The sequence below is a fragment of the Pseudomonas sp. Marseille-QA0332 genome (assembly GCF_054950175.1).
In genome coordinates this window covers 3040462-3066777 of sequence record NZ_CM143106.1, presented here as the reverse complement: position 1 = coordinate 3066777, position 26316 = coordinate 3040462, and the positions used below count along the sequence as shown (strand labels likewise).

The following is a 26316-nucleotide window of genomic DNA, read 5'->3' as shown; positions in this document are numbered from 1 at the left end:
GTTCCGGGGCTCAATGGCGGCAGCATCCGCCATCGCCCTCCCGACCCACGGGCCCGCTGAGCACCATTCATTCATATTGGCCGCCTAGACTGGCGGCAACCGAATCCTCTGATCGAGATACACCTGTGATCGAAAATCTGCGTAACATCGCCATCATCGCCCACGTCGACCATGGCAAGACCACCCTCGTCGACAAGCTGCTGCGCCAGTCCGGCACCCTGGAGCGCAACGAGCTCAACGACGAGCGCGTGATGGACTCCAACGACCAGGAAAAAGAGCGCGGCATCACCATCCTGGCGAAAAATACCGCCATCAACTGGAATGGCTATCACATCAACATCGTCGACACCCCCGGCCACGCCGACTTCGGTGGCGAGGTGGAGCGTGTGATGTCGATGGTCGACTCCGTGCTGCTGCTGGTCGATGCCCAGGACGGCCCGATGCCTCAGACCCGCTTCGTGACCAAGAAGGCCTTCGAAGCCGGCCTCAAGCCGATCGTGGTCATCAACAAGGTCGACCGCCCGGGCGCGCGTCCCGACTGGGTGCTGGACCAGATCTTCGACCTGTTCGACAACCTCGGCGCCACCGACGAACAGCTGGACTTCAAGGTCGTCTACGCCTCGGCCCTGAACGGCATCGCCGGTCTGGACCACACCGACATGGCCGAAGACATGACCCCGCTGTACCAGTCGATCATCGACAACGTACCGGCACCGAGCGTCGACCTCGACGGCCCGTTCCAGATGCAGATCTCGGCACTGGACTACAACAGCTTCCTCGGCGTCATCGGCGTGGGCCGCATCGCCCGTGGTCGCATCAAGCCGAACACCCCGGTGGTTGCCATCGACACCAACGGCAAGAAGCGTAACGGCCGTATCCTCAAGCTGATGGGCCACCATGGCCTGCACCGCGTCGACGTCGAAGAAGCCCAGGCAGGCGACATCGTCTGCATCAGCGGTTTCGACGAGCTGTTCATCTCCGACACCTTGTGCGACCCGACCGCCGTCGAGGCGATGAAGCCACTGACCGTCGACGAGCCGACCGTCTCGATGACCTTCCAGGTCAACGATTCGCCGTTCTGCGGCAAGGAAGGCAAGTTCGTCACCAGTCGCAACATCAAGGACCGTCTGGACAAGGAGCTGCTGTACAACGTGGCCCTGCGCGTTCAGGAAACCGACTCCCCGGACAAGTTCAAGGTCTCCGGTCGTGGTGAGCTGCACCTGTCGGTGCTGATCGAAACCATGCGTCGTGAAGGCTTCGAAATGGCCGTGGGCCGTCCTGAAGTGATCATTCGCGAAGTGGACGGTGTGAAGCAGGAGCCGTTCGAGAACGTCACCATCGACATCCCTGAGGAATCCCAGGGCAAGGTCATGGAAGAGATGGGCCTGCGTAAGGGCGATCTGACCAACATGGTGCCCGATGGCAAGGGCCGCGTTCGCCTGGAGTACAACATTCCGGCCCGTGGCTTGATCGGCTTCCGCAACCAGTTCCTGACCCTGACCAACGGTGCCGGCATCCTGACCTCGATCTTCGATCGCTACGACACCATGAAGTCGGGCCAGATGTCCGGCCGTTTGAACGGCGTGCTGGTATCGGTCGAGACCGGCAAGGCGCTGACCTACTCGCTGGAAACCCTGCAGGCGCGCGGCAAGCTGTTCGTCGAGCATGGCCAGGAGATCTACAATGGTCAGATCATCGGCCTGAACAGCCGTGACAACGACCTGGGCGTGAACCCGACCAAGGGCAAGAAGCTCGACAACATGCGCGCCTCGGGCAAGGACGAAGTCATCGCCCTGGTACCGCCGGTTCGCCATACCCTGGAGCAGGCACTCGAGTTTATCCAGGACGACGAACTGTGCGAAGTGACGCCGAAGTCGATCCGTCTGCGCAAGAAGATCCTGGACGAAGGCGAGCGTACCCGCGCGGCCAAGAAAGCCAAGGCCTGATCGCCAGCGCTGGCTGAATGAAAAAGCCCCCCGCCGCAAGGCCGGGGGCTTTTTCGTGCCCGGGTTGGACCCGCTGCCAGGGCTATGGGCAGAAGGTGTTCAACGCCCAGGCATCCTTGGCTTGTAGGCACAGTAGCCCGGCCGCGGCCCGACCTTGGGATGGTTGCGGCAGGTATCCGGACGCTTGTCGTAGATGGTGCACAGCCGGCTCTTGCGATCTAGGTAGAGGCAATCGTCGTTGCTCATCCGGGCCAGAGTGAAGATGCCCGACTTCTGATTGAAGCGTTCGATGATGCCGTCTTTCTGCAGGCGCTTGGCCACGTTCTTCGGCGGCTCGTCCTGCTCGAATTCGTCGACCACTCCGATGCGGATCAGGTCCTTGATCTTCACCTCCACCGGTAGTGTGCAGCAGGTCGAGTGACAGCCTCCGCACATGTGGCTGGCATAACGTTGCCAGGTGTCCAGGCGGTCGACTTCGGCAGCGGCGATCAGGGTCGGTTTCATTTTTCGACAAAGGGCAAGGGGACGGGGCGCGCGATCATACCGGAGTCGCCAGGCCTGTGGATGACCTTTCGCCGGTTCGGCGCACGCGGCAGAAACCTCGAACCCAGCCAGGCGCTGCGTGTCGAAGCGTCTAGGCTCAATCTTCCCATCCGTATTTCGTCAACTTGCCCGAGGACGCTGCATGTCTCAGGAACTCACCGCACGTGACGCAGAGGTGGCTGCCTTCCGCGCCGCTGTACTGGACAAACTGACCTACGCGGTCGGCAAGGATCCGGAGCACGCCTTCGAACACGACTGGTTCGAAGCCGTCGCCCTGGCCGCCCGCGACCACATGGTCGATCACTGGATGGATCACACCCGCCAGTCCTACAGACGCAGCCAGAAGCGGGTCTACTACCTCTCCCTGGAGTTCCTGATCGGCCGGCTGCTGTACGACAGCCTGAGCAATCTCGGCTTGCTGGAGATCGCTCGCCAAGCCATGGACGGCCTGGATGTGGACCTCGAACGGATCCGTCTGCTCGAGCCCGATGCGGCTCTGGGCAACGGCGGGCTAGGGCGCCTGGCGGCCTGCTTCATGGAAAGCATGTCGACGCTCGGCATTGCCGCGCATGGCTATGGCATCCGCTACGAGCACGGACTGTTCCGCCAGGCGGTGGTCGATGGCTGGCAGCAGGAGCAGACCGAGAACTGGCTGGATTTCGGCAACCCCTGGGAGTTCGAGCGGGCCGAGGTGATCTATCCGATCAGCTTTGGCGGCAGCGTCGAAACCGTGCAGGACGCCGACGGCCAGCAGCGACAGATCTGGACCCCAGGCGAGACGGTCCGCGCGGTCGCCTACGACACGCCTGTGGTCGGCTGGCGTGGCGCCAGCGTCAATACCTTGCGGCTGTGGCGGGCACGCGCGCTGGAGGAGCTGCACCTGGAACGCTTCAACGCCGGCGACCACCTCGGGGCAGTGGCGGAGGTGGCCCGGGCAGAAAGCATTTCGCGTGTGTTGTACCCCGCCGACAGCACCGAAGCCGGCCAGGAGCTGCGTCTGCGCCAGGAGTACTTCTTCGTCTCGGCATCCTTGCAGGACTTGCTGCGACGCCACCTGACCATGCACGAGACGCTGCTGAATTTGCCCGACGCGGCTGCCATCCAGCTCAATGACACCCACCCGTCGATCGCGGTGGCCGAACTCATGCGCCTGCTGGTCGACCTGCACGAGATCCCTTGGGATACCGCCTGGGACCTGACCGTCAGGACCTTGGCCTATACCAACCACACCTTGCTGCCCGAGGCCCTGGAAACCTGGCAGGTCTCGCTCATGGAGCGCATGTTGCCCAGGCACATGCAGATCATCTATCTGATCAACGCCTATCACATCGATGCCTTGCGGGCGAAGGGGCTGCATGATTTCGAAGTGCTGCGTGCCGTGTCGCTGATCGAAGAAGACAACGGCCGGCGCGTGCGCATGGGCAACCTGGCCTTCCTCGGCTCGCACAGTGTCAACGGTGTCTCGGCGCTGCATAGCAAGCTGATGCGCGATACCGTGTTCGCCGAGCTGCACAAGCTCTATCCCGAGCGGATCAACAACAAGACCAACGGCATCACCTTCCGCCGCTGGCTCTACCAGTCCAATGCGCAGCTCACCGACATGCTGGTCGAGGCACTGGGCAAGCAAGTGCTGGACGATCCCGAAGGGCGCCTGCAGGACCTGGCTCCGTACGCCGACAAGGCCAGCTTCCGTCGCCAGTTCGCGGCCCAGCGGCTGCACAGCAAGCGTGCCCTGGCCAGCATCATCCAGGAGCGCCTGGGCGTGACGATCAATCCCGAGGCGCTGTTCGACGTACAGGTCAAGCGCATCCACGAATACAAGCGCCAGCTGCTGAACCTGTTGCACACGGTTGCGCTGTACCAGGCCATTCGCGCCGAGCCGGGGACCGACTGGGCACCGCGCGTGAAGATCTTCGCCGGCAAGGCAGCGGCCAGCTACCACCAGGCCAAGCTGATCATCAAGCTGACCAACGACATCGCCCGGGTGGTCAACAACGACCCGACCGTGCGCGGTCTGCTCAAGGTAGTGTTCCTGCCCAACTACAACGTCAGCCTGGCCGAGAGCATCATTCCGGCCGCCGACCTGTCCGAGCAGATCTCCACCGCAGGCTACGAGGCCTCCGGGACCAGCAACATGAAGTTCGGCCTCAATGGCGCGCTGACCATTGGCACGCTCGACGGTGCCAACGTGGAGATGTGCGACCACGTCGGTATCGAGAACATGTTCATCTTTGGCCTTACCGCCCAGCAGGTCGAGTCGCGTCGACGCAGCGGCGACTTTGGCGCGAATGCCGCGATCGCCGTTTCCCACCGGCTCAACGATGTGCTGCAGGCGATCCGCAGCGGGGTGTTCTCGCCGGACGATCCATCGCGCTATACCGGGCTGGTCGATGCCCTGGTCGAGCATGATCGCTTCCTGGTATGTGCCGACTTCGATGCCTATTGGGAAGCCCAGCGGCGTGTCGAGGAGCTATGGCGCCAGCCCCAGGAGTGGTGGCGCAAGGCCGTGCTCAATACCGCGCACATGGGATGGTTCTCGTCCGACCGGACCATTCGCGAGTACGCCACCGACATCTGGAAGGCGCTGGAATGAAGGCAGGTGTTTCGGCCGGCCTGGAATGGACAAGTCTCCAGGCCGGTGCTGAACTACCTTGGCGCCAGGTCGTCAGATGCGCAAGCCGCGGCCCTGGAGCCGGGCACGAGGAGCCAGCATGGTCTCCTCGACAGGCCCTGGCGCCTTGGCCGACGGGCGTCGGGCACTGCCTGGCGGCTCGCTAGCCTGCCACTCTCCCTGTAAACTGCGTAGGTTTACCTACCTTATTCCCTTTCCGGAGCCACACATGTCCCGCGTTACCCTGAGTCGCTATTTGATTGAGCAGACCCGCAGCAACAATACCCCTGCCGATCTGCGCTTCCTGATCGAGGTGGTGGCGCGCGCATGCAAGGAAATCAGCCACAACGTCTCCAAGGGCGCCCTGGGTGGCGTGCTGGGCAGCATGGGCACCGAGAACGTGCAGGGCGAGGTGCAGAAGAAGCTCGACGTGATTTCCAACGAGATCCTGCTCGAAGCCAACGAATGGGGGGGGCACCTGGCCGGCATGGCTTCCGAGGAAATGGACAATGCCTACCAGATTCCCGGCAGGTACCCCAAGGGTGCCTACCTGCTGGTGTTCGACCCGCTGGATGGCTCCTCTAACATCGATGTCAACGTCTCGGTCGGCACCATCTTCTCGGTGCTGCGCTGCCCGAACGAGTACCTGAGCCAGAACGAAACGCTCAACGAAAAGGCCTTCCTGCAGCCAGGCACCCAGCAGGTGGCCGCCGGCTACGCGATCTACGGGCCGCAGACCATGCTGGTGCTGACTCTCGGCAATGGCGTCAAGGGCTTCACCCTCGATCGCGAGCTGGGCAGCTTCGTCCTGACCCACGAGAACATCCGCGTGCCGGAAAGCACTGCCGAATTCGCCATCAACATGTCCAACCAGCGACATTGGGAGGCGCCGGTACAGCGCTACGTGGGCGAGCTGCTGGCGGGCGACACCGGGCCGCTGAAGAAGAATTACAACATGCGCTGGATCGCTTCGATGGTCGCCGACGTGCACCGGATCCTCACCCGTGGCGGGCTGTTCATGTATCCGCGCGATGCTCGTGAACCGTCCAAGCCGGGCAAGCTGCGCCTGATGTACGAAGCCAACCCGATGTCCTTCATCATCGAGCAGGCCGGTGGCGCATCCACCAACGGCTACGAGCGTATCCTCGACATCCAGCCGGAAAGCCTGCACCAGCGCGTATCGGTGATCCTCGGCTCGAAGCAAGAGGTCGAGCGCGTTACCGCCTATCATAAGGAGTAGATTCATGCTTGCACCTTGGCAGCCGTTGCTGGAATGGTGGTTCGGCTGGGGTACCAGTGCCCAGGCCGTGGCTGACGAGAAAAGCACGCTGTGGTTCGGCAAGCACCATGACGACGAGGCGCGCGAGCGCTTCGGCGACCTGGTTGAACAGGCCCTGGCTGGAGGGCTGGACGAATGGCAGCAGAGCCCGCAGGGCTGGCTGGGCCTGATCCTGCTGCTCGACCAGCTGCCGCGGATGATCCATCGCGACACGCCGCGCGCGTTCGAGGGCGACCGGCGGGCCCAGGTCATCGCCATGCAGGGGCTGCAGCAGCATTGGGATTACCAGCTGCTGCCCATCCAGCGGGCTTTCATCCTGCTGGTGCTGGAGCATTCGGAAGTGCTCGATTGGCAGAACCTGTCGGTCGAACGCCACCAGTCTCTACTGGACGAGCAGCCCGAGGCCAATCGCCGGCTGTTCGAAGGTTTCCTCGATTATGCCCGGCAACACCAGCGCATCATCGAGCGCTTCGGACGCTTCCCGCATCGCAACCTGGTCCTGGGAAGGCCGAGCACCAACGAGGAGATGGATTTCCTGCTCGAGCCAGGCTCGCGCTTCTGAACAGGCGCTGGATGAACAAAAAGGGGTGACCAGGGAACCGAGGAGCCGTTTTCGCTTCTAAGGCCCCTGCAGGCGCTACGCCTGCCCCTTTTTTCCAGGAGCCCCCGCATGCCGTCGATGCGTTCTCTCGCCTTGCTTTCCCTGTGCGTCGTCCTGACTGCCTGCAGCAAGATCAACCAGGAAAACTATTCCAGGCTCAAGGCCGGCATGACCCGGGGCGAGGTCGAGCAACTGCTCGGCACGCCGACCGAATGCGCCGGCGCGCTCGGCATGAGCAGCTGCACCTGGGGTGACGAGCAGAGCTTCATCAGCGTGCAGTATGCCGCCGACAAGGTACTGATGTATTCCGGGCAGGGGTTGAAATGACACGTTTGCAGGTCCTGCTGGGCATCTGCCTGAGCGTCCTGCTCGGCGCCTGTGCCACGCCCGGCGACTCGCTGGCGCCGAACACCGCCGGCGCCATCGACCTCAAGGCCTACCAGGGCAAGTGGTTCGAGCTGGCGCGCCTGCCGATGTACCTAGAGCGCGGCTGCGCCCAGTCCGAGACGCATTACAACCTGCGTGGCGACGGTACGCTAGGCGTACTGAACCGTTGTCGCACGCTCGACGGCCAGTGGCTGCGCGCGCAGGGCAGCGCCTGGCAGCAAGTGCCTGGCCAGAGCGACAGGCTGATGGTCGAGTTCGACAGCTGGTTCAGCCACCTGATGCCCGGCCTGGCCACGACCGACTACTGGATTCTGTATGTCGACGAAGGCTATCAGGTCGCAATCGTCGGCAGTCCGGATCGCCGCCATCTCTGGGTGCTTTCACGCACGCCCGCCCTGGCGGTCGTCGAACGTGAGAGGTTGCTGGCCAGGGCCCGCCAGCAGGGGTACGACACCAGCCGGTTGATCTGGCGAGTGGCCGACCGGGATATCGCCAAGGCGCATTGAGCGGCTCTGCCAGGGTGCGTGGCGGCTGTAGGAGCCGCCGTGCCGCGATGGGGGCCGCGGCCTGGGATCTGGCAGACGACACGGTTTTCGGCCTTGCACCGTGTGAGCTGGGGGCGCTCTGCGTCCCATCGCGGCCGCTTCGCGTCCAATGCCCCACAAGTACACATGCTCAAAGCGCAATTCAGGTTTATGATGCCAACGGCAGACTAAATCCTCACACGGAGTGCGCAATGCAGACCTTGTACCCGCAGATCAAACCCTACGCCCGGCACGATCTGGCCGTGGAGGCGCCGCATGTGCTGTACGTCGACGAAAGCGGCTCGCCAGAGGGGCTGCCCGTGGTATTCCTGCATGGCGGGCCGGGGGCTGGTTGCGACGCGCAGAGCCGCTGCTATTTCGATCCGAACGTCTACCGCATCGTCACCTTCGACCAGCGCGGTTGCGGTCGCTCGACGCCGCATGCGAGCCTGGAGAACAACACGACCTGGCATCTGGTCGAGGACCTGGAGCGCATCCGCGAGCATCTGGGCATCGAGAAATGGGTGCTCTTCGGTGGCTCCTGGGGCTCCACCCTGGCGCTGGCCTACGCGCAGACCCATCCCGATCGAGTCCTGGGCATGGTCCTGCGCGGCGTCTTCCTCTGCCGGCCCCAGGAAATCCACTGGTTCTACCAGGAAGGCGCCAGTCGCCTGTTTCCTGACTACTGGCAGGACTATATCGCGCCGATCCCCGCGGAGGAGCGTGGCGATCTGGTCAGGGCCTTCCACAAGCGGCTGACCGGCAACGACCAGATCGCCCAGATGCATGCGGCCAAGGCCTGGTCGATCTGGGAGGGCAGGACGGCCACCCTGCGACCCAACCCGCTGGTGGTCGACCGTTTCTCCGATCCGCAGCGTGCCTTGTCGATCGCCTGTATCGAATCGCACTACTTCATGAACAATGCGTTCCTGGAAGAAAACCAGCTGGTCCGGGACATGCACAAGATCGCCCACCTGCCGGGGGTTATCGTGCATGGGCGCTACGATGTCATCTGTCCGCTGGACAACGCCTGGGAACTGCACCAGGCCTGGCCCAACAGCGAATTGAAGGTCATCCGCGACGCCGGGCACGCGGCGTCCGAGCCAGGCATCACCGATGCGCTGGTCCGGGCTGCCGACCAGATGGCCCGTCGTCTGCTCGACCTGCCGCTGGAAGAAGCATGAAGGGGCTGATCCAGCGGGTGAGCAGGGCGCGGGTCGAGGTGGCAGGGCAGACCGTCGGAGCCATCGACCAGGGACTCCTGGCCCTGGTCGCTGTCGAGCCGCAGGACACACCGCAGCATGCCGACAAGCTATTGCACAAGTTGCTCAACTATCGTGTGTTCGGCGATCCGCAAGGTAGGATGAACCTGTCGCTCAAGGACACGGGCGGCGGCCTGCTGCTGGTCTCGCAGTTCACCTTGGCGGCAGACACCCGCAGCGGCATGCGGCCGAGCTTTTCCACGGCCGCCCCGCCTGCCTTGGGCGCCGAGCTGTTCGACTATCTGCTGGCGCAGGCCAGGCAGCTGCATGACCCGGTTCGCAGTGGTCGTTTCGGCGCGGACATGCAGGTTCACCTGGTCAATGATGGCCCTGTAACATTCATGTTACAAATATGAGGCACAAAAGCGCTCCATGGGCGTGAAAAACCTGTCTTTGCGTATTAAATAGTTAGGCCGCACTGATGCGTTGTCAGTCGGCCTGCTGGATAATCGCCTGCTGCCTGGGCCTGCATTCGCAGGTCCGTTTCACTCTGACTCGAGTACCGTCCGGAACCGTTTGGGGAATCATTCCGCCCTTTCGGAGTCCGAACAGTGCTCGCCAACCCGGCATTGGTCGCTGGCCGTTGGTTTCATGATCTGTTTTCGGCGAGGGTTGCTCGTGATTGTAAGTCCCTGTAACGCACCAAGAATCCCCGGCAATCGTCTGCGCAAGGCCCTGGCCGCCGGCGTGGCTCTGGTCGGCCTGTTGAGCGCCGGCCAGCTGTGGGCGTTCAATCTTGATGATGTGGCAGCCAAGGCCAAGGATCTGGCTGGTCAGAAATACGAGGCGCCCAAGAGCAACCTGCCAGCGGTCTTCCGCGACATGAAGTTCGCGGACTATCAGAAGATCCGCTTCCTGCAGGACAAGGCCGAGTGGGCCGGCGACAAGACCCCGTTCAAGCTGTCCTTCTATCACCAGGGCATGCACTTCGATACGCCGGTCAGGATCAACGAGGTCACCGCCACCACGGTCGAGGAAATCAAGTACGACCCGAGCCGTTTCGATTTCGGTGACCTGCAGTTCGATGCCGACGCCACCAAGCAGCTCGGCTATGCGGGCTTCCGTGTGCTGTACCCGATCAACAAGGCGGACAAGCAGGACGAGATCATGACCCTGCTCGGCGCCAGCTATTTCCGCGTGGTCGGCAAGGGGCACGTGTATGGCCTGTCGGCGCGTGGCCTGGCGATCGATACCGCGCTGCCATCGGGCGAGGAGTTCCCTCGCTTCCGCGAGTTCTGGATCGAACGCCCCAAGCCTGAAGACAAGCACCTGGTGATCTACGCGCTGCTCGATTCGCCGCGTTCGACCGGCGCCTACAAATTGATCCTGCGGCCCGGCAGCGACACCATCGTCGACGTCAAGTCGCGGGTGTTCCTGCGCGATCATGTGAGCCGCCTTGGCATCGCCCCGCTGACCAGCATGTTCCTGTTCGGCAGCAACCAGCCCTCCAAGGTGCTCAACTATCGCCCGGCCCTGCATGATTCCGAAGGGCTTTCGATCCATGCCGGCAACGGCGAATGGCTGTGGCGCCCATTGAACAACCCCAGGCACTTGGCCGTGAGCAACTTCAGCGTGGAAAATCCGCGCGGGTTCGGTCTGCTCCAGCGTCAACGTGACTTCAGCCACTTCGAGGACCTGGACGACAACTACCAGAAGCGCCCGAGCGCCTGGATCGAGCCGCGTGGCGACTGGGGCAAAGGTACCGTCGACCTGGTGGAAATCCCCACCGCCGACGAAACCAACGACAACATCGTGGCGTTCTGGAGCCCGGAGAAACTGCCGGAGCCGGGCCAGCCGTTCGAGTACGACTACCGCCTGCACTGGACCATCGACGAGTCGCGGTTCCACTCGCCGGAGCTGGGCTGGGTCAAGAAGACCATGCGCTCGACCGGTGACGTCAAGCAGTCCAACCTGATCCGCCAGCCTGACGGCAGCATCGCCTTCCTGGTCGACTTCGAGGGCCCGGCACTGGCCGCGTTGCCCGAGGATACCCCGCTGCGCAGCCAGGTGAGCGTCGGCGACAATGCCGAGGTGGTCGAGAACAACCTGCGCCACAACCCCGAAACCAAGGGCTGGCGCCTGACCTTGCGACTGAAGGTCAAGGATCCGGCCAAGTCCACCGAAATGCGTGCCGCGCTGTTGCGTGACGTTCCGGTCGAGCCTGCCAAGCAGGTTCAGCCTGCCAGCGCTGGCAAGCAGGACAAGCCTGCCGCCCAGTCTGCCAAGCAGGACAAGGCTGCCAAGCCGACCGAGCAGGCTGCTGCCGAGGCGCCCGCCGTCGAAGAAAAACCGGCCACTACCGAGCAGGTGGTGACCGAGACCTGGAGCTATCAGTTGCCTGCCGATGAGTAACTCAAGCGCAAGGCCAGGATCGCTTGACGAGTACCTGGCCCACCTACCCCTGAGCGACGAGCAGCGTGCCGAGCTGGCCGGCTGCTCCTCGTTCGGCGAACTGCACCAGCGGTTGTCGGGCCAGTCGTGCACCGAGCCCGACGAAGCCGTGCAAGGCTCGGTGGCCACCCGCCTGGCCCTGGACTCGGCTGCCGACCTGGAGGACGCCGAGATGCTTGGCGTCGATGGCAACGGTCGGGTCGGCCTGAAGGTCGCCCCGCCGATCAGGCGCACCCGCATGCTGCCCGAGCCGTGGCGCACCAACGTCCTGGTACGCATCTGGCGGCGCCTGACCGGACGCTCCGTCGCCCCGCAGCCCAAGCTCGACCGCGAGCTTCGCGATCTGCCGGCGGCTCGCTGGCGCTGGGTAGGCTCGATGCGCCGCTACATCCTGCTGGTGCTGATGCTCGGCCAGACCGCCGTGGCCGGCTGGTACATGAAGGGTATCCTGCCGTACCAGGGCTGGTCTTTCGTCGATTTCGACGAGGTGGTGAACCAGCCGCTATGGGATACCGTGGTCCAGGTCTGGCCCTATGCGCTGCAGACGAGCATCCTGATCCTTTTCGGGATTCTCTTCTGCTGGGTATCGGCCGGCTTCTGGACAGCCTTGATGGGGTTCCTCGAACTGCTCACCGGGCGCGACAAGTACCGCATTTCCGGGAGCAGCGCGGGTAACGAGCCGATCGCCGAGCAATCGCGTACCGCGATCGTCATGCCAATCTGCAACGAAGACGTTCCACGGGTGTTCGCCGGCCTGCGCGCCACGTTCGAATCGGTGGCTGCCACGGGCGACCTGGATCGGTTCGACTTCTTCGTGCTCAGCGACACCAACAACCCCGACATCGCCGTCGCCGAGCAGCAGGCCTGGCTCGAAGTCTGCCGCGAGGCCAAGGGTTTCGGCCGGATCTTCTATCGGCGCCGCCGCCGCCGGGTCAAGCGCAAGAGCGGCAACCTGGACGACTTCTGCCGCCGTTGGGGGAGCGACTACAAGTACATGGTCGTGCTCGACGCCGACAGCGTGATGAGTGGCGAATGCCTGACCAGCCTGGTGCGGCTGATGGAAGCCAATCCGGATGCGGGGATCATTCAGACCGCGCCCAAGGCGTCCGGCATGGATACCCTGTATGCGCGTCTGCAGCAGTTCGCCACGCGTGTCTATGGGCCGCTGTTCACCGCTGGCCTGCATTTCTGGCAACTGGGTGAATCGCATTACTGGGGGCATAACGCGATCATTCGCATGAAGCCGTTCATCGAGCATTGTGCCCTCGCGCCGTTGCCGGGCAAGGGCGCCTTCGCCGGCGCGATCCTGTCGCACGACTTCGTCGAGGCCGCGTTGATGAGGCGCGCCGGCTGGGGCGTATGGATCGCCTACGACCTGCCAGGCAGCTACGAAGAACTGCCGCCCAACCTGCTCGACGAACTCAAGCGCGACAGGCGCTGGTGCCATGGCAACCTCATGAACTTCCGGCTGTTCCTGGTCAAGGGCATGCACCCGGTTCATCGCGCCGTGTTCCTGACCGGAGTGATGTCCTATCTGTCGGCGCCGCTGTGGTTCTTCTTCCTGGTGTTGTCCACCGCCTTGCTGGCCACCAACACCTTGATGGAGCCGCAATACTTCATCGAGCCGTTCCAGCTCTATCCGTTGTGGCCGCAATGGCATCCGGAGAAAGCCATTGCTCTGTTCTCCACGACCATCGTGCTGCTGTTCCTGCCCAAGCTGCTGAGCGTGGTGCTGATCTGGGCCAAGGGCGCGACCGAATTCGGCGGGCGGATCAAGGTGACGGTGTCGATGTTGCTGGAGATGCTGTTCTCCATGCTGCTGGCCCCGGTGCGGATGATCTTCCATACGCGCTTCGTGCTGGCTGCGTTCCTCGGCTGGGCGGCCACCTGGAACTCGCCGCAGCGTGATGACGATTCCACGCCATGGAGCGAGGCGGTGCGCCGCCATGGGCCGCAAACCCTGCTCGGCATTGCCTGGGCAGCGCTGGTGGCCTGGCTCAACCCAAGCTTCCTGTGGTGGCTGGCGCCGATCGTCGGTTCGCTGGTGCTGTCGATTCCGGTCTCGGTCATTTCCAGCCGCGTGAATCTCGGCCTGCGTGCCAAGGACGAGAAACTGTTCCTCATTCCCGAGGAGTACGACACGCCCCAGGAGCTGCGAGCCACCGACCACTATGCGCACGAAAACCGCTGGCATGCGATGCGTGACGGCTTCGTCCGCGCCGTGGTCGATCCGCGCCAGAACGCCTTGGCGTGCGCCATGGCCACGGCCCGCCACCGACATGCCGAACCGATCGAGAAACAGCGCGCGGCGAACCTGGCCAAGGCACTGGAAGTCGGGCCTCAGGCACTGGATGCTGCTACACGCCTGGCCCTGCTGAGCGACCCGGTCGCGCTGGCACGTCTGCATGAACGGGTCTGGAGCGAACAGCACCGGGCCTGGATCGACCTGTGGCGGGGTTCGATCGCCAACGATCCGCATTCACCGTTGCTGCCCCTGCATCCGGAAGGCGGTGCGCAACCCGCACTGGCCAGCACCTGACCTGACCGAGCTTGGCCACGACCTGGGGCAATCGCCGTGCCCTGGGTCGCCCAGCCGATCAGCTCGTCGACCACCCATCATCGTTTTTGCCAGACAAAGTCCGTCGCGCCTCTAGGTGAGGAGGCGCGCATGCGTTAGCATCGCTCCCCGAAAATGCCGATCGGTCTGTCAGACCTTGCAGCGGCACATAAGAAGATATGTCTTTCCTGCTAGGGGACCTGGTAATGATCAAGAAATACCTGTCGCGGCTCGTGCTCGGCATGACCGCTCTGCTCGCGGTTTCGGCGGTGCAGGCCGGTGCGATCGATGATGCGGTCAAGCGTGGCACCCTGCGTGTCGGCATGGATCCGACCTACATGCCGTTCCAGATGACCAACAAGCGCGGCGAGATCATCGGCTTCGAAGTGGACATTCTCAAGGCCATGGCCAAGTCCATGGGAGTCAAGCTGGAGACCGTTTCCACGGCCTACGACGGCATCATCCCGGCCCTGCTGACCGACAAGTTCGACATGATCGGCAGCGGCATGACCCTGACCCAGGAACGCAACCTGCGCCTGAACTTCAGCGAACCCTTCATCGTGGTGGGCCAGACGCTGCTGATTCGCAAGGAGCTGGCAGGCGAGATCAAGTCCTACAAGGACCTGAACAACGAGAAGTACCGCATCACTTCCAAGCTGGGTACCACCGGCGAACTGGTGGCCCGCAAGCTGATTGCCAAGGCCAAGTACCACGGCTACGACAACGAGCCCGAAGCGGTGATGGACGTGGTCAACGGCAAGGCCGATGCCTTCGTCTACGATGCGCCCTATAACGTGGTGGCGGTGGACAAGGTCGGTGGCGGCAAGCTGGTGTACCTGGACGAGCCGTTCACTTACGAGCCCCTGGCCTTCGGCCTGAAGAAAGGCGATCACGACAGCCTCAACTTCATCAACAATTTCCTGCACCAGATCAAGCACGACGGCACCTACGATCGTATCCACGACAAGTGGTTCAAGAACAAGGAATGGCTCAAGGAAATGGAATGAGCTTGGCCTGCTGACCAGTCTTTGAACCCGACGCGCAGGCTGGCCCTGCGCTTTCGCTTTTACGGAACGACCCGAACGTGATCAAACACAACAAGGCCCGGTGGCCCTGGCACGGCCTTACGGCGCTGGTTCTGGTGGGCCTGGCGTTTAGTCTGTACCTGGCCACTTCCATGATTTCCTATGAGTGGCGCTGGAACCGTGTGCCGCAATATTTCCTCTACCAGGCCGAACAAGCCCAGCGCGCCGAAGGCTACGGCACGGTGCAGGACATCGTCGAGCAGGGCGAGCTGGCTCGAGTGACCCTGCGCGATGAGCACGGTGGCGAGCAGACGCTCGAGGTGGCCAAGGACAGCCTGCAAGTGAGCCGCGGCGACGATGTCGCCGAGGGCGACCAGGTTGGTGTCACTCGCAGTTGGACGGCCGGGCCGTTGGCCTGGGGTCTGTGGACCACGCTGTGGATCTCGGTGGTGTCCGGCGCCTTGGGCTTGCTGGTCGGTCTGCTGGCGGGGCTTTGCCGGCTTTCGAACAATCCCACCTTGCGCGACCTGTCGACGGTCTATGTCGAACTGGTGCGCGGCACGCCCCTGCTGGTGCAGATCTTCATCTTCTACTTCTTCATCGGCACGGTGCTGAACCTGTCGCGCGAATTTGCCGGGGTGGCTGCCCTGGCGCTGTTCACCGGGGCCTACGTGGCGGAAATCGTGCGTGCCGGGGTGCAGTCCATCGCCAAGGGCCAGAGCGAAGCCGCGCGCTCGCTGGGACTCAATGCCAGCCAGTCCATGCGCCACGTGATCCTGCCCCAGGCGTTCAAGCGGGTGCTGCCGCCACTGGCAGGGCAGTTCATCAGCCTGGTCAAGGACACCTCGCTGGTTTCGGTGATCGCTATCACCGAGCTGACCAAGAGCGGCCGCGAGGCCATCACGACATCCTTCTCGACCTTCGAGATCTGGTTCTGCGTAGCAGGCTTGTACCTGCTGATCAACCTGCCGCTGTCGCACCTCGCCAGCCGGCTCGAACGGAGACTTGCGCAAAGTGATTGAAGTACGTGACCTGCTGAAAGTCTTCGATACCCGTGGCCATGTGGTGCGCGCCGTGGACAGCGTGACGACGACGGTGGCCAAGGGCGAAGTGGTCGTGGTGCTTGGCCCCTCGGGTTCCGGCAAGTCCACCTTCCTGCGCTGCCTCAATGGCCTCGAGGATTTCGACGCTGGTCATGTGTCGATCAATGGCCTGGCGCTGGATGATCCGAAGACCGACATCAACGCCTACCGTCGCGAAGTCGGCATGGTGTTCCAACATTTCAACCTGTTTCCGCACATGACCGTGCTGGAGAACCTGTGCCTGGCGCAGAAAGTGGTTCGCAAGCGTGGCAAGGCCGAACGCGAGGCCAAGGCACGGATGTTGCTGAAAAAAGTCGGCATTGCCCAGAAAGCCAACGAATATCCATCCCGGCTGTCTGGCGGCCAGCAGCAACGGGTAGCCATCGCGCGCGCCCTGGCCATGGATCCGCAGGTCATGCTCTTCGACGAACCGACCTCGGCCCTCGACCCGGAAATGGTCGGCGAGGTGCTCGATGTCATGAAGACCTTGGCGCAGGAAGGCATGACCATGGTCTGCGTGACCCATGAGATGGGCTTCGCCCGCGAGGTCGCCGATCGCGTGCTGTTCTTCGATCATGGCAAGCTGCTGGAGGATGCCGCCCCCGAAGCGTTCTTCAGCGCCCCCAACGACGCACGGGCCCAGGCTTTCCTGCGTCAGGTGCTTTGAGACGTCGCCCTTGCCCTATGTATATGAGGCAGGAGGGTTCCAGGGCTGCAACGCGACCCAAGAAAAACCAGGCAAGACGGGCTTGCAGGACCATCGGTGGGGTGTTCGCAACGCCGCCGTCGGGGCGCCGAGCCGGCGGCAATGACCCGCAAGGTGGGCCAGAGCTGCGACGGGCAACGAAGCGGTTCACGGATGGATGCGTGCTACGCTCTGTCTTGCCGCTAAAAAAGCCGGGCAAGAAGCGCAGTGACCGCCGTCTCGACGCGCAGGATGCGCTCCCCCAACTGAACCGGTTGCAGGCCGGCCCTGCTCAGCAGGTCGATCTCATAGGGAATCCAGCCGCCCTCCGGGCCGATGGCCAGGGTCACGGCCGAAGCGACCGCGCGCGGGCAGGCAGGGTAAGGACCGGGGTGACCGACCAAGCCGAGGGTACCGTCGGCGATGGCCGGCAAACGATCCTCGACGAACGGCTTGAAGCGTTTTTCGATGAGCACTTCGGGCAGCACCGTATCGCGGGCCTGTTCGAGCCCCAGGACAAGGTTCTCGCGAATCGCCGCGGGATCGAGGAAGGGGGTTTGCCAAAAGCTTTTTTCTACCCGGTAGCTGTTGACCAGGACCAGCCTCGGTACACCCAGGGTCGCCACGCTCTGGAAAACCCTGCGCAGCATCTTCGGGCGGGGCAGGGCCAATACCAAGGTCAGCGGCAATTTGGCCGGAGGCGCCTGCTCGAAGCCGACCTCGAGCTCGGCTTCGTGCCCTTCCAGGCGGACTACCCGCGCCTGGCCCATGGCGCCCCCCAGCCGGCCCACGCGCAGGTGGTCACCAACGGCGACCCGATGGATCTGCTGCATGTGGATGAAGCGTCGGTCGGCCAGGACCACGCGATCGGCCGCGATGAAGTCGGTGTCCTCGAGCAGCAGCAGGTTCACGGCTGGGTCGCTGGCGGTTGGTCATCGGGGTTGTCGGTGGCGTCGCGTTCCGCGCTGCGCTTGCGGATCAGGCTGCCGCACAGCACGCCGACCTCGAACAGCAACCACATCGGCACCGCCAGCAGAGTCTGGGAGAAGATGTCCGGTGGTGTCAGCACCATCCCGACCACGAAGCAGCCGATGATCACATAGGGCCGGACCTTCTTGAGGTACTGCACGTCGACCACGCCGATCCATACCAGCAGCACCACGGCCACCGGTATCTCGAACGCCACGCCGAAGGCGAAGAACAGCGTCATGACGAAGTCCAGGTAGCTGGATATGTCCGTCATCATCGAAACGCCCTCGGGTGTCGCCGCGGCGAAGAAGCCGAAGATCAGCGGGAACACCAAGAAATAAGCGAAAGCCATGCCGGCGTAGAACAGGATGATGCTCGACACCAGCAACGGGATGGCAATGCGCTTCTCGTGACGATACAGGCCCGGCGCGATGAACCCCCAGACCTGCTGCAGGATGAACGGCACGGCCAGGAACAGCGAGACGGTCATGGTCAGCTTGAACGGCGTCAGGAACGGCGAGGCCACGTCGGTGGCGATCATCGTGGCGTTGGCCGGCAGGTGCGCGCGCAGGGGCGCCGAGACCAGGGTGTAGATCTGCTGGGCGAACGAGAACAGCCCGGCAAAGATCAGAAGGATGGCGGCAACGCAGCGCAGCAGGCGTGTGCGCAATTCGGTCAGGTGCGATACCAGCGGCATCGGCTGGTCATGTTCCGGAGTTTCGCTCATGGGTTCTTGGGCGGCTCTGAAGGTTTCGGCAAGTCGGGTTGCGCGCCGCTCTTGGCCGCGACTTCGTTCGCGTCGGCCGTAGGCGCAGTGATCGCTGGAGCAACCGCGGCAGGATCAGGATCCGCTTGCGTGGCGGCGCTCGCCGGTGCCGACGAAGCCGTCTTCGGGTCGAGGATGCGCCGCGCTTCCTGCTCCATCGACAGGATGTGCTCGTTATGCAGCTGACGGCGGATATCATCGGCGCCGATCTCGCGCTCGACCTCCATGCGGATGCTGTTGAAGCTGCGCTTGAGCCGACCGATCCACAGCCCGGCGGTGCGTGCCGCGCCAGGCAGGCGCTCAGGACCCAGCACGAGCAAGGCCACCAGGCTGACGAGCAGAAGCTCGCTGAAGCTGATCCCGAACATGGGTCAGTCTTTCCGTTGCGTTTCTTGTGCTGGCCTTGCCTGGCCATCGAAGGTGTTGGGCTGGTTCAGTGGCGCGCTATCGTGGGGCTGGACCGGTTGCACAGGTGTCACCGGCGGCGGAGTCTGCTCGGTGGGCTTGTGCTCTTCGTCGTTCATCGCCTTGCGAAAGCCCTTGATCGACTCGCCCAGGTCGCTGCCAAAGTTCTTCAGCTTCTTGGTGCCGAATACCAGCACCACGACCACCAGCAGGACGATCCAGTGTTTCCAGTCAAAAATACCCATGGGGTTCTCCTAGTTCCTTGATCAGGCGGAAGGTTGCCGAGCGGCTTTCTCGGCATGCCCGGAAAGACCGAAGCGTCGTTCGAGTTCGTCGAGCACGGCTTGCGGATGCTGACCCAGCGCGCTGAGCATGACCAGACTGTGGAACCACAGGTCGGCCGTCTCGTAGATGACGTCGCTGCAGTCCCTGCTGATGGCGGCATCCTTGGCGGCGATGATGGTTTCGACCGCTTCCTCGCCGACTTTCTCCAATATCTTGTTGAGCCCCTTGTGATGCAGGCTGGCCACGTAGGAGCTGTCAGGCGCCGCGTGCTTGCGGGCTTCGAGTACTTCGGCGAGGCGGCTCAGGGTGTCGTTCATGTCAGTGTCCTGCGCTGTAGATGGCATCGGGATCCTTGAGGACCGGATCGACGGTCTTCCACCGGCCCTCCTCGAAGACCCGGTAGAAGCAGCTTTCGCGGCCCGTATGGCAAGCGATCTGGCCGAGCTGCTCGACCATCAGGATGATCACGTCGGCATCGCAGTCCAGGCGCATTTCATGCAGCTTCTGCACGTGCCCCGATTCCTCGCCCTTGCGCCACAGCTTGCCACGCGAGCGTGACCAGTAGATGGCACGTCGTTCGGCAGCGGTGAGGGCCAGGGACTCACGGTTCATCCAGGCCATCATCAAGACGCGCCCGGTCTTGTGATCCTGGGCGATGACAGGCACCAGGCCATCGCTGTTCCATCTGATCTCGTCCAGCCAGTCTTTCATCATCGACTCCAAAGCCGGGCCCGTTCCTGTACCGGCCCCTGCTGCTAGTTTGCCAGCCGGGGACCCGACTGGCTATCGGCGAACGATGAGATAGAGCCCGCCGGCAAGCATCAGCCAGGCTGGCCAGGCGGCCGGCGCGGCAAGACTCGCCGCGCTCGCCGCCAGGGTAGCACCGCCGCCGAGCAGGCCGGCACCGAGCAGGCGTAGCGGCCAGCGCTCGTCGTCGCGCTGGCGTGGCATCTTCGGATCGTGCAGGTGTGGTTGCGACAGGCGCTCGAGCAGGTCGCGGGTCATGTCGGCCAGGTGCGGCAGCTGCTCGACCTGGCTTTGCAGGTTGCCAAGCACGGCCTTGGGGCTGTAACGCTCGCGCATCCAGCGTTCCAGATAGGGCTTGGCAGTGGTCCAGAGGTCCAGGTCAGGATACAACTGTCGACCCAGACCCTCGATGTTCAGCAAGGTCTTCTGCAGCAGTACCAGCTGTGGCTGGACTTCCATGTTGAAGCGCCGGGCGGTCTCGAACAGGCGCATCAGTACCTGGCCGAAGGAAATGTCCTTGAGCGGTTTTTCGAAGATCGGCTCGCACACGGTGCGGATCGCCGCCTCGAACTCGTTCAGCTTGGTCTGCGCCGGCACCCAGCCCGAATCAATGTGCAACTGGGCGACCCGGCGATAGTCGCGCTTGAAGAAGGCGAACAGGTTGCGTGCCAGGTAATCCTGGTCTTGCGGCGTCAGGCTGCCGACGATGCCACAGTCGATGGCGATGTACTGGGGGCTCCAGGGCTTGACGTTGCTGACGAAGATATTGCCCGGATGCATGTCGGCATGGAAGAAGCTGTCACGGAACACCTGGGTGAAGAAGATCTCCACTCCGCGCTCGGCCAGCAGCTTCATGTCGGTGCGCTGGTCGGCCAAAGTCGCCAGGTCGGTCACCGGCACGCCATAGATCCGCTCCATCACCAGCACCTTCGGACGACACCAGTCCCAGTACACCTGGGGCACGTACATCAGCTCCGAGCCTTCGAAGTTGCGGCGCAGCTGGCTGGCGTTGGCGGCCTCGCGCAGCAGGTCGAGTTCGTCGTAGATGGTCTTGGCGTAGTCGCCGACCACTTCCACCGGATGCAGGCGGCGCGCATCGGCCGAGACACGCTCGGCGCCCCTGGCGATCAGGAACAGCCAGGCCAGGTCCTGGGCAATGATCGGCTTGAGCCCGGGCCGCACCACCTTGACCACCACTTCCTCGCCGCTCTTGAGCCGCGCGGCATGGACCTGGGCCACCGATGCCGAAGCCAGGGGCTCGACGTCGAAGCGGCTGAAGACTTCGCCAATGCTGGCGCCCAGCTGGGCTTCGATCAGCGCCATGGCCTTGCGTGGGTCGAACGGCGGGACCCGATCCTGCAGCAGCATCAGTTCGTCGGCCACGTCGGCCGGCAACAGGTCGCGGCGAGTGGACAGCAACTGGCCGAACTTGATGAAGATCGGCCCCAGTTCCTGCAGCGCCATGCGCAGGCGCGCGCCACGGTTGTGCGCCGGTGGCTTGCGCGGCAGCCAGCGCCACGGCATGAACAGGCGCAGGCTCTTCAGCCACCAGGGCAGGGGCAGGTCGAACAGCAGGTCGTCGAGGCGATGGCGGATCACGACGCGCTGGATGCGCAACAGACGGCGGACGGCAAGCAGCTTCATGCGTTATCGCTGGTATCAAGGGATCGGGCGAGGCGCGCGATGCGTGCCTCGAGGCGTTCAAGGTCGAGCTTCAGGACGTCCAGTTCGGCAAAGGCCGCTTCGGCCTCGCGTTGACCTACCAGCGAGCGGGATTCCTCGGCCAGATAATCGGACAGGTTCCGGCCCAGGCGCGCGAGCCCGTCACGGGTCCAGCGCGAGCGCAGGCGCACATGGCCGGCCAGCAAGGCGGTGGCTACCGGCCCGAGCCAGCGCGCAAGCTCATGCTCCCAGTCCAGCTCGAGGTCCTGCAGGATCCCGAACAGGTCCAGCAGCGCGGCGCTGTCTCCATGCAGCTGGACCTGCGGGCCATGCAGCACGGCGGTCTTGTCCTCGGCCAGCGCCAGCTGGACCAGGCTGCCGGCGGGAGCGCTCAGGGTGCAGTCGACCTCGCCTTCCCAATGCCCGGCGAGCATCAGGCCCTCTTCATCGGGCAGGATGAACAGTCGCATGGCCGGCTGGCGGCAGTCGATGGCGATCACCTTGCCCTCGAGCCTGGCCAGGCGCGGCAGGGCCGTGCTGTCCAGGCGCAGAACACGGTTCAGACCCCGCTCGACGCTGGCGAGAACACCGGCCATGAACATCAGGGCTTGATTCCTCTGTGCAGGGCGACGATGCCGCTGGTCATGTTGTGGTAGGTGACACGATCGAACCCGGCCGCGGTCATCATCGACTTGAGGGTTTCCTGGTCCGGATGCATGCGGATCGACTCCGCCAGGTAGCGATAGCTGTCCGAATCATTGGTGATCAGCTTGCCAGCCAGGGGCATGAAGGCGAAGGAATAAGCGTCGTAGGCCTTGGACATCAGCTTGTTGGTGGGCTTGGAGAACTCCAGCACCAGCAGCCGGCCGCCAGGCTTGAGCACGCGCAACATCGAGCGCAGGGCCTCTTCCTTGTGGGTCACGTTGCGCAGGCCGAAGGCGATGGTCACGCAGTCGAAGTGATTGTCCGGGAAAGGCAGCTTCTCGGCATCGGCCTGGACGAACTCGATGTTCCCGGCGACCCCACGGTCGAGCAGGCGATCCCGGCCAACCTTGAGCATCGATGCGTTGATATCCGCCAGCACTACCTGGCCGGTCGGGCCGACCAGGCGCGAGAACTTCGCCGCCAGGTCGCCGGTGCCACCAGCGATGTCGAGCACGCGATTGCCGGTGCGCACGCCCGACAGCTCGATGGTGAAACGCTTCCACAGACGATGCATGCCGCCGGACAGGACATCGTTCATCAGGTCGTACTTGGCGGCGACCGAATGGAAGACCTCGGCGACCTTGGCCGCCTTCTGGCTTTCCGGCACGTTCTGGTAGCCGAAGTGGGTCGTGGGTTCGGCGTGTTCGCCTTTGCGCTGGTCGTTCATATCGCTTCACCGGGGAAAAATTATCGCCATTCTAGGGTGAACCGGCCGATTTGTCTTGGCGGGGTGTACCGGTAGGCGGGGGCAGGCATAATGCCAAGCATGTCTTCATCTTCAGGAACACCTGCATGACTCAGATCAGTGTCGAACGTAAACATTCCCTCGGCCGCGAGGCCGCCCGCGCCAAGGCCGAGGCGCTGGTGGAGAAGCTCACCAGCAAGTATGACCTGGCGGCGCGCTGGGAAGGCGACCGCGTCGACATCTCGCGCAGCGGTGCCAATGGCAGCGTCTTCATCGGCGACGACAGCATCCGTATCGACCTCAAGCTCGGCATGATGCTGTCGATGATGAGCGGTGCCATCAAGAGCGAGATCGAGCGGGCCGTGGACAAGGCCCTGGCCTGACCTCACCACCCACAAGCCACAAGCAGCTTGCAGTCCTGGCTACCCGAGAAACCGCATGACGATCGGCGCGATGGTCTCGACCCGAGTGATCAGGAACAGATGGCCGTCGTCGATCACATGCAGCTGGGCATTGGGAATCCGCCACGCCAGCAGGCGCATGTTGATCAATGGAATCAGCGGGTCGTCGTCGCCTGCCAGCAGCAGCGTCGGTTGCCGGAGCTTGTGCAGCCAGTGCACGCTGGTCCAGCCAAGGCCGGCGAACAGCTGCCAGTAGTAACCGGTCTTGTCGCTAGAGCGGGCCGTGGCGGCATGCTGCAAGGCCAGCTCCGGGTTGCGACGGAAGCTGCCGCCATAGATCACGGGCGCAATGCGGGTCACATCGGCAGGCTGCCGATACCGTCGCGGACTGGCCATCATCCACAGGACCTTGGGCTTGCCGGGCACCATCGCGGCACCAGCGCCGGTAGCCGCCAGTATCAGCCTTCTGCAGCGTTCGGGATAATCGTGGGCGAACTGCTGCGCCAGCCCTCCGCCCCACGATACGCCCAGGGCGTCGACCTGCCCGTAGTCCAGGCAGTCGAGCATGCGCGTGGTCAATTTCGCCAGGCCGGAGAACCGATGGGGTCGCGCGGGGGTCGATGAGCCACCCACGCCAGGAGCGTCGAAGGCGATGACCTCGAGGTCCGGGTCGAGTGCCTCGATGAACGGAAAGAGCAACTCCAGGTTGGCGCCAATGCCATTGAAGATCAGCAGGGGTGTCAGGTGCGGCTTGCCGGGGCGGACAGCGGTACGGATGGACTGGTTGCCCAGCTCGACTGTCCTGAAGATGTACGGTTGCGACATGCACAAGACTCTTTGGTTGAGAGGTGTCCCGCCCCACCGGCGGGCGCCAGGGTTGGCCTGGGCTTTGTACGAAAAGTGCCTGCGCGACGATCAGGCTACGTTGAAAACAGGCTCGGAATGCTCATTTACAACCAGCAAACTTCGCTTGCTCGACTGTTTTCGCCTTGCCTGATCGCCGCTCGGCGACTTTCCGTACAAAGCCTAGCGTTCGTGTACATAGGTGCCTGGGGCTGGTTCGACGGCCGGATAGGCACGATTGCCCAGGCGCGCCGGAGCCTTCTTCATCCGGCCGGCGCGCTCGGCCAGCCAGCCCTGCCAGTGCAGCCACCAGGAGTCGGCATGCTTGATGGCGGTCTCCTGCCAGGCCAGCGGGTCATCCAGTCGCTCGCTGCTGGTCATGAAGCGTGCCTTGGGATTGCCGGGCGGATTGATGATGCTCTGGATGTGTCCGCTGGTGGACAGCACGAACTCGATCTTGCCGCCGAACAAGTGGGCCGAGCGGTAGCACGATTGCCATGGGGTGATGTGGTCGGCGCTTCCAGCGACGCTGTAGATGTCGCAACGGACCTGCCCGAGGTCGATGGGCGTGCCGCAGACCTCCAGGGCACCGGGGCGCGGCAGCGGATTGTCCCTGAACATGTCGATCAGGTCGCCATGGAAGGCCGCTGGCAGACGGGTAGTATCGTTGTTCCAGAACAGGATATCGAAGACCGGCGGATCGTTGCCCAGCAGATAGTTGTTGACCCAGTAGTTCCAGACCAGATCGTTGGGGCGCATCCAGGCGAATACCCTGGCCATTTCGCTGCCTTCGAGCACGCCGGCCTGGAAGGAGTGGCGCTTGGCCGCCTCCAGGGTCTGCTCGTCGACGAACAGCGCGAGCTGGTTGTCCAGCGTCGCATCCAGCACGCTGACCAGCAAGGTGAGGGTGTTGACCTTGGCTTCACCCAGGGCGGCATAGTGACCGACCAGCGCCGCGCAGGTGATGCCGCCCGAGCAGGCGCCGAGCATGTTCAGGTCCTTGCTGCCGGTGATGGCCAGCACCACGTCGACGGCTTCCTTGAGTGCCTCGGCGTAGGTCGACAGGCCCCAGTCGCGCTGTGCCTTGGTCGGATTGCGCCAGCTGACCATGAACGTCTGCTGACTGGAGCGAAGGCAAAAGCGCATCACGCTCTTCTCTGGCGTCAGGTCGAACACGTAGAACTTGTTGATCTGCGGTGGCACGACCAGCAATGGCCGGGCATGCACCCGTTCGGTGACGGGCCGGTACTGGATCAGCTCCAGCACCTCGTTGCGGTAGACCACGGCCCCTTCGCTGGTGGCCAGGGTCTTGCCGACCTGGAAGGCGTCCATGTTGATCTGGCTGGGCATGCCGCCGTTGTTGACCAGGTCCTTGGCCAGGTTGCCCAGGCCATCGAGCAGGCTCTTGCCGCCGGTTTCGAAAAAGCGCTTGAGCGCGGCCGGGTTGGCCATGGAGTTGGTCGGCGCCATGGCCTCGGTCATCAGGTTTATGACGAAGTGGCCACGGTCGATGTCCCGCGGATCCAGGCCGCTGTCGTCCAGCCAGTCGTGCAACTCCTTGCGCCAGGCGAGGTAAGCCTGCAGGTAGCGCCGATAGAGCGGGTTCTGGCTCCACGTCGGATCGTTGAAGCGGCGATCGTCGCTGTCCGGCCGCAGGCTGGACGTGCCAAGCAGCACGTTCTTCAGCTCCAGGCCCAGATGGGCGGCATGGCGGGCGCTGTGCAACGGTTGACGTACTGCCTGGCGCACTATCGTGCGCGCCGTGGACAACAGGTTCCTGGCCCGAAGGCCGACCACCGGAGCAAGGCCCAGAGGGTTCTTCGATGCCTGTCGCTGCACCTCATCGTCTTTCTTGCCACTCATCTACGACGCTCCGTTGTCTGGGCAGGGGATGGACAGCAAGCGCCGACGCACGGCCCCATCCATGCGGGCGGAGAAACTGGCCAGGCTACATG

Annotated in this window: 26 protein-coding genes; 14 read left to right on the top strand and 12 right to left on the bottom strand. The window is 63.5% G+C overall.

Features of this window, described 5'->3' with window-relative positions; translation table 11 throughout:
- Window positions 1-125: 125 nt before the first annotated feature.
- Complete coding sequence (typA, locus tag ACY8GK_RS14225) at window positions 126-1946, top strand: translational GTPase TypA (protein WP_196175754.1); 1821 nt, start codon at window positions 126-128, stop codon at window positions 1944-1946.
- A 99-nt stretch (window positions 1947-2045) separates the two neighbouring features.
- On the opposite strand, the gene ACY8GK_RS14220 is transcribed toward typA, so the two are convergent.
- Window positions 2046-2450, bottom strand: a complete 405-nt coding sequence (locus tag ACY8GK_RS14220) for a YkgJ family cysteine cluster protein (protein ID WP_196175756.1) — start codon at window positions 2448-2450, stop codon at window positions 2046-2048.
- 181 nt (window positions 2451-2631) lie between these two features.
- On the opposite strand from ACY8GK_RS14220, the gene ACY8GK_RS14215 reads away from it, so the two are divergent.
- The 12 genes from ACY8GK_RS14215 (at window position 2632) to ACY8GK_RS14160 (ending at window position 16875) form a co-directional block, all read left to right on the top strand.
- Complete coding sequence (locus ACY8GK_RS14215; RefSeq protein WP_196175758.1) at window positions 2632-5082, top strand: glycogen/starch/alpha-glucan phosphorylase; 2451 nt, start codon at window positions 2632-2634, stop codon at window positions 5080-5082.
- A gap of 247 nt (window positions 5083-5329) precedes the next feature.
- Window positions 5330-6340: a class 1 fructose-bisphosphatase gene (locus tag ACY8GK_RS14210; RefSeq protein ID WP_196175760.1), complete on the top strand. Its 1011-nt coding sequence runs from the start codon at window positions 5330-5332 to the stop codon at window positions 6338-6340.
- 4 nt (window positions 6341-6344) lie between these two features.
- On the top strand, window positions 6345-6941 hold the full coding sequence (locus ACY8GK_RS14205; protein WP_196175762.1) for a DUF924 family protein: 597 nt from the start codon (window positions 6345-6347) through the stop codon (window positions 6939-6941).
- A gap of 108 nt (window positions 6942-7049) precedes the next feature.
- Complete coding sequence (gene bamE, locus ACY8GK_RS14200) at window positions 7050-7307, top strand: outer membrane protein assembly factor BamE domain-containing protein (RefSeq protein WP_196175764.1); 258 nt, start codon at window positions 7050-7052, stop codon at window positions 7305-7307.
- The gene (locus ACY8GK_RS14195; RefSeq protein WP_462401484.1) at window positions 7304-7873 is read left to right on the top strand and encodes a lipocalin family protein; all 570 of its coding nucleotides are present in this window, start codon (window positions 7304-7306) and stop codon (window positions 7871-7873) included. The genes bamE and ACY8GK_RS14195 overlap by 4 nt, the downstream gene beginning before the upstream one ends.
- Window positions 7874-8103: 230 nt before the next feature.
- Window positions 8104-9075, top strand: coding sequence for a prolyl aminopeptidase (gene pip / locus ACY8GK_RS14190; protein WP_462401483.1), 972 nt, complete (start codon window positions 8104-8106; stop codon window positions 9073-9075).
- Complete coding sequence (gene dtd, locus ACY8GK_RS14185) at window positions 9072-9509, top strand: D-aminoacyl-tRNA deacylase (RefSeq protein ID WP_462401482.1); 438 nt, start codon at window positions 9072-9074, stop codon at window positions 9507-9509. Before pip ends, dtd begins: the two co-directional genes overlap by 4 nt.
- Window positions 9510-9771: 262 nt before the next feature.
- Window positions 9772-11505: a glucan biosynthesis protein gene (locus ACY8GK_RS14180; RefSeq protein WP_329604745.1), complete on the top strand. Its 1734-nt coding sequence runs from the start codon at window positions 9772-9774 to the stop codon at window positions 11503-11505.
- A complete protein-coding gene (gene mdoH, locus ACY8GK_RS14175; RefSeq protein ID WP_462401481.1) occupies window positions 11498-14083 on the top strand; it encodes a glucans biosynthesis glucosyltransferase MdoH in 2586 nt (861 codons plus the stop codon). The genes ACY8GK_RS14180 and mdoH overlap by 8 nt, the downstream gene beginning before the upstream one ends.
- A gap of 227 nt (window positions 14084-14310) precedes the next feature.
- Entirely contained in the window at window positions 14311-15108 is a 798-nt protein-coding gene (locus tag ACY8GK_RS14170) for a transporter substrate-binding domain-containing protein (RefSeq protein WP_196176192.1), read from the top strand.
- A 77-nt stretch (window positions 15109-15185) separates the two neighbouring features.
- Window positions 15186-16148, top strand: coding sequence for an amino acid ABC transporter permease (locus ACY8GK_RS14165; RefSeq protein ID WP_196175775.1), 963 nt, complete (start codon window positions 15186-15188; stop codon window positions 16146-16148).
- Window positions 16141-16875: an amino acid ABC transporter ATP-binding protein gene (locus ACY8GK_RS14160; protein ID WP_196175777.1), complete on the top strand. Its 735-nt coding sequence runs from the start codon at window positions 16141-16143 to the stop codon at window positions 16873-16875. Before ACY8GK_RS14165 ends, ACY8GK_RS14160 begins: the two co-directional genes overlap by 8 nt.
- A 221-nt stretch (window positions 16876-17096) precedes the next feature.
- On the opposite strand, the gene ACY8GK_RS14155 is transcribed toward ACY8GK_RS14160, so the two are convergent.
- The 9 genes from ACY8GK_RS14155 to ubiE all read right to left on the bottom strand — a co-directional run bounded on the left by ACY8GK_RS14155 (window position 17097) and on the right by ubiE (window position 23099).
- The gene (locus ACY8GK_RS14155; protein WP_196175780.1) at window positions 17097-17804 is read right to left on the bottom strand and encodes a 16S rRNA (uracil(1498)-N(3))-methyltransferase; all 708 of its coding nucleotides are present in this window, start codon (window positions 17802-17804) and stop codon (window positions 17097-17099) included.
- Entirely contained in the window at window positions 17801-18589 is a 789-nt protein-coding gene (tatC, locus tag ACY8GK_RS14150) for a twin-arginine translocase subunit TatC (RefSeq protein WP_196175782.1), read from the bottom strand. Before tatC ends, ACY8GK_RS14155 begins: the two co-directional genes overlap by 4 nt.
- Window positions 18586-18996: a Sec-independent protein translocase protein TatB gene (tatB, locus tag ACY8GK_RS14145; RefSeq protein ID WP_196175784.1), complete on the bottom strand. Its 411-nt coding sequence runs from the start codon at window positions 18994-18996 to the stop codon at window positions 18586-18588. Before tatB ends, tatC begins: the two co-directional genes overlap by 4 nt.
- 3 nt (window positions 18997-18999) lie before the next feature.
- A complete protein-coding gene (locus ACY8GK_RS14140; RefSeq protein ID WP_462401480.1) occupies window positions 19000-19278 on the bottom strand; it encodes a twin-arginine translocase TatA/TatE family subunit in 279 nt (92 codons plus the stop codon).
- A 21-nt stretch (window positions 19279-19299) separates the two neighbouring features.
- Window positions 19300-19635 carry a phosphoribosyl-ATP diphosphatase gene (locus ACY8GK_RS14135; RefSeq protein ID WP_196175788.1) on the bottom strand — a complete coding sequence of 112 codons (336 nt, stop codon included), beginning with the start codon at window positions 19633-19635 and terminating at the stop codon, window positions 19300-19302.
- Window position 19636: 1 nt separating this feature from the next.
- Window positions 19637-20029 (bottom strand): phosphoribosyl-AMP cyclohydrolase, encoded by a 393-nt coding sequence (hisI, locus tag ACY8GK_RS14130; protein WP_462401479.1) that lies wholly within the window; start codon window positions 20027-20029, stop codon window positions 19637-19639.
- A gap of 72 nt (window positions 20030-20101) precedes the next feature.
- Window positions 20102-21709: a ubiquinone biosynthesis regulatory protein kinase UbiB gene (gene ubiB / locus ACY8GK_RS14125; RefSeq protein ID WP_196175792.1), complete on the bottom strand. Its 1608-nt coding sequence runs from the start codon at window positions 21707-21709 to the stop codon at window positions 20102-20104.
- A complete protein-coding gene (locus tag ACY8GK_RS14120; protein WP_196175794.1) occupies window positions 21706-22329 on the bottom strand; it encodes a ubiquinone biosynthesis accessory factor UbiJ in 624 nt (207 codons plus the stop codon). Before ACY8GK_RS14120 ends, ubiB begins: the two co-directional genes overlap by 4 nt.
- Window positions 22329-23099 carry a bifunctional demethylmenaquinone methyltransferase/2-methoxy-6-polyprenyl-1,4-benzoquinol methylase UbiE gene (gene ubiE / locus ACY8GK_RS14115; RefSeq protein ID WP_196175796.1) on the bottom strand — a complete coding sequence of 257 codons (771 nt, stop codon included), beginning with the start codon at window positions 23097-23099 and terminating at the stop codon, window positions 22329-22331. Before ubiE ends, ACY8GK_RS14120 begins: the two co-directional genes overlap by 1 nt.
- Window positions 23100-23224: 125 nt before the next feature.
- Here ubiE and ACY8GK_RS14110 point away from each other — a divergent pair, with 125 nt between their 5' ends.
- The gene (locus ACY8GK_RS14110; RefSeq protein ID WP_196175799.1) at window positions 23225-23500 is read left to right on the top strand and encodes a polyhydroxyalkanoic acid system family protein; all 276 of its coding nucleotides are present in this window, start codon (window positions 23225-23227) and stop codon (window positions 23498-23500) included.
- A gap of 39 nt (window positions 23501-23539) precedes the next feature.
- Here ACY8GK_RS14110 and phaZ read toward each other — a convergent pair whose 3' ends face one another.
- Together phaZ and phaC are read right to left on the bottom strand one after the other, a co-directional pair.
- A complete protein-coding gene (gene phaZ / locus ACY8GK_RS14105) occupies window positions 23540-24343 on the bottom strand; it encodes a poly(3-hydroxyalkanoate) depolymerase (protein WP_196175801.1) in 804 nt (267 codons plus the stop codon).
- Window positions 24344-24544: 201 nt separating this feature from the next.
- Window positions 24545-26224: a class II poly(R)-hydroxyalkanoic acid synthase gene (gene phaC, locus ACY8GK_RS14100; RefSeq protein ID WP_462401478.1), complete on the bottom strand. Its 1680-nt coding sequence runs from the start codon at window positions 26222-26224 to the stop codon at window positions 24545-24547.
- Between the last annotated feature and the right edge of the window lie 92 nt (window positions 26225-26316).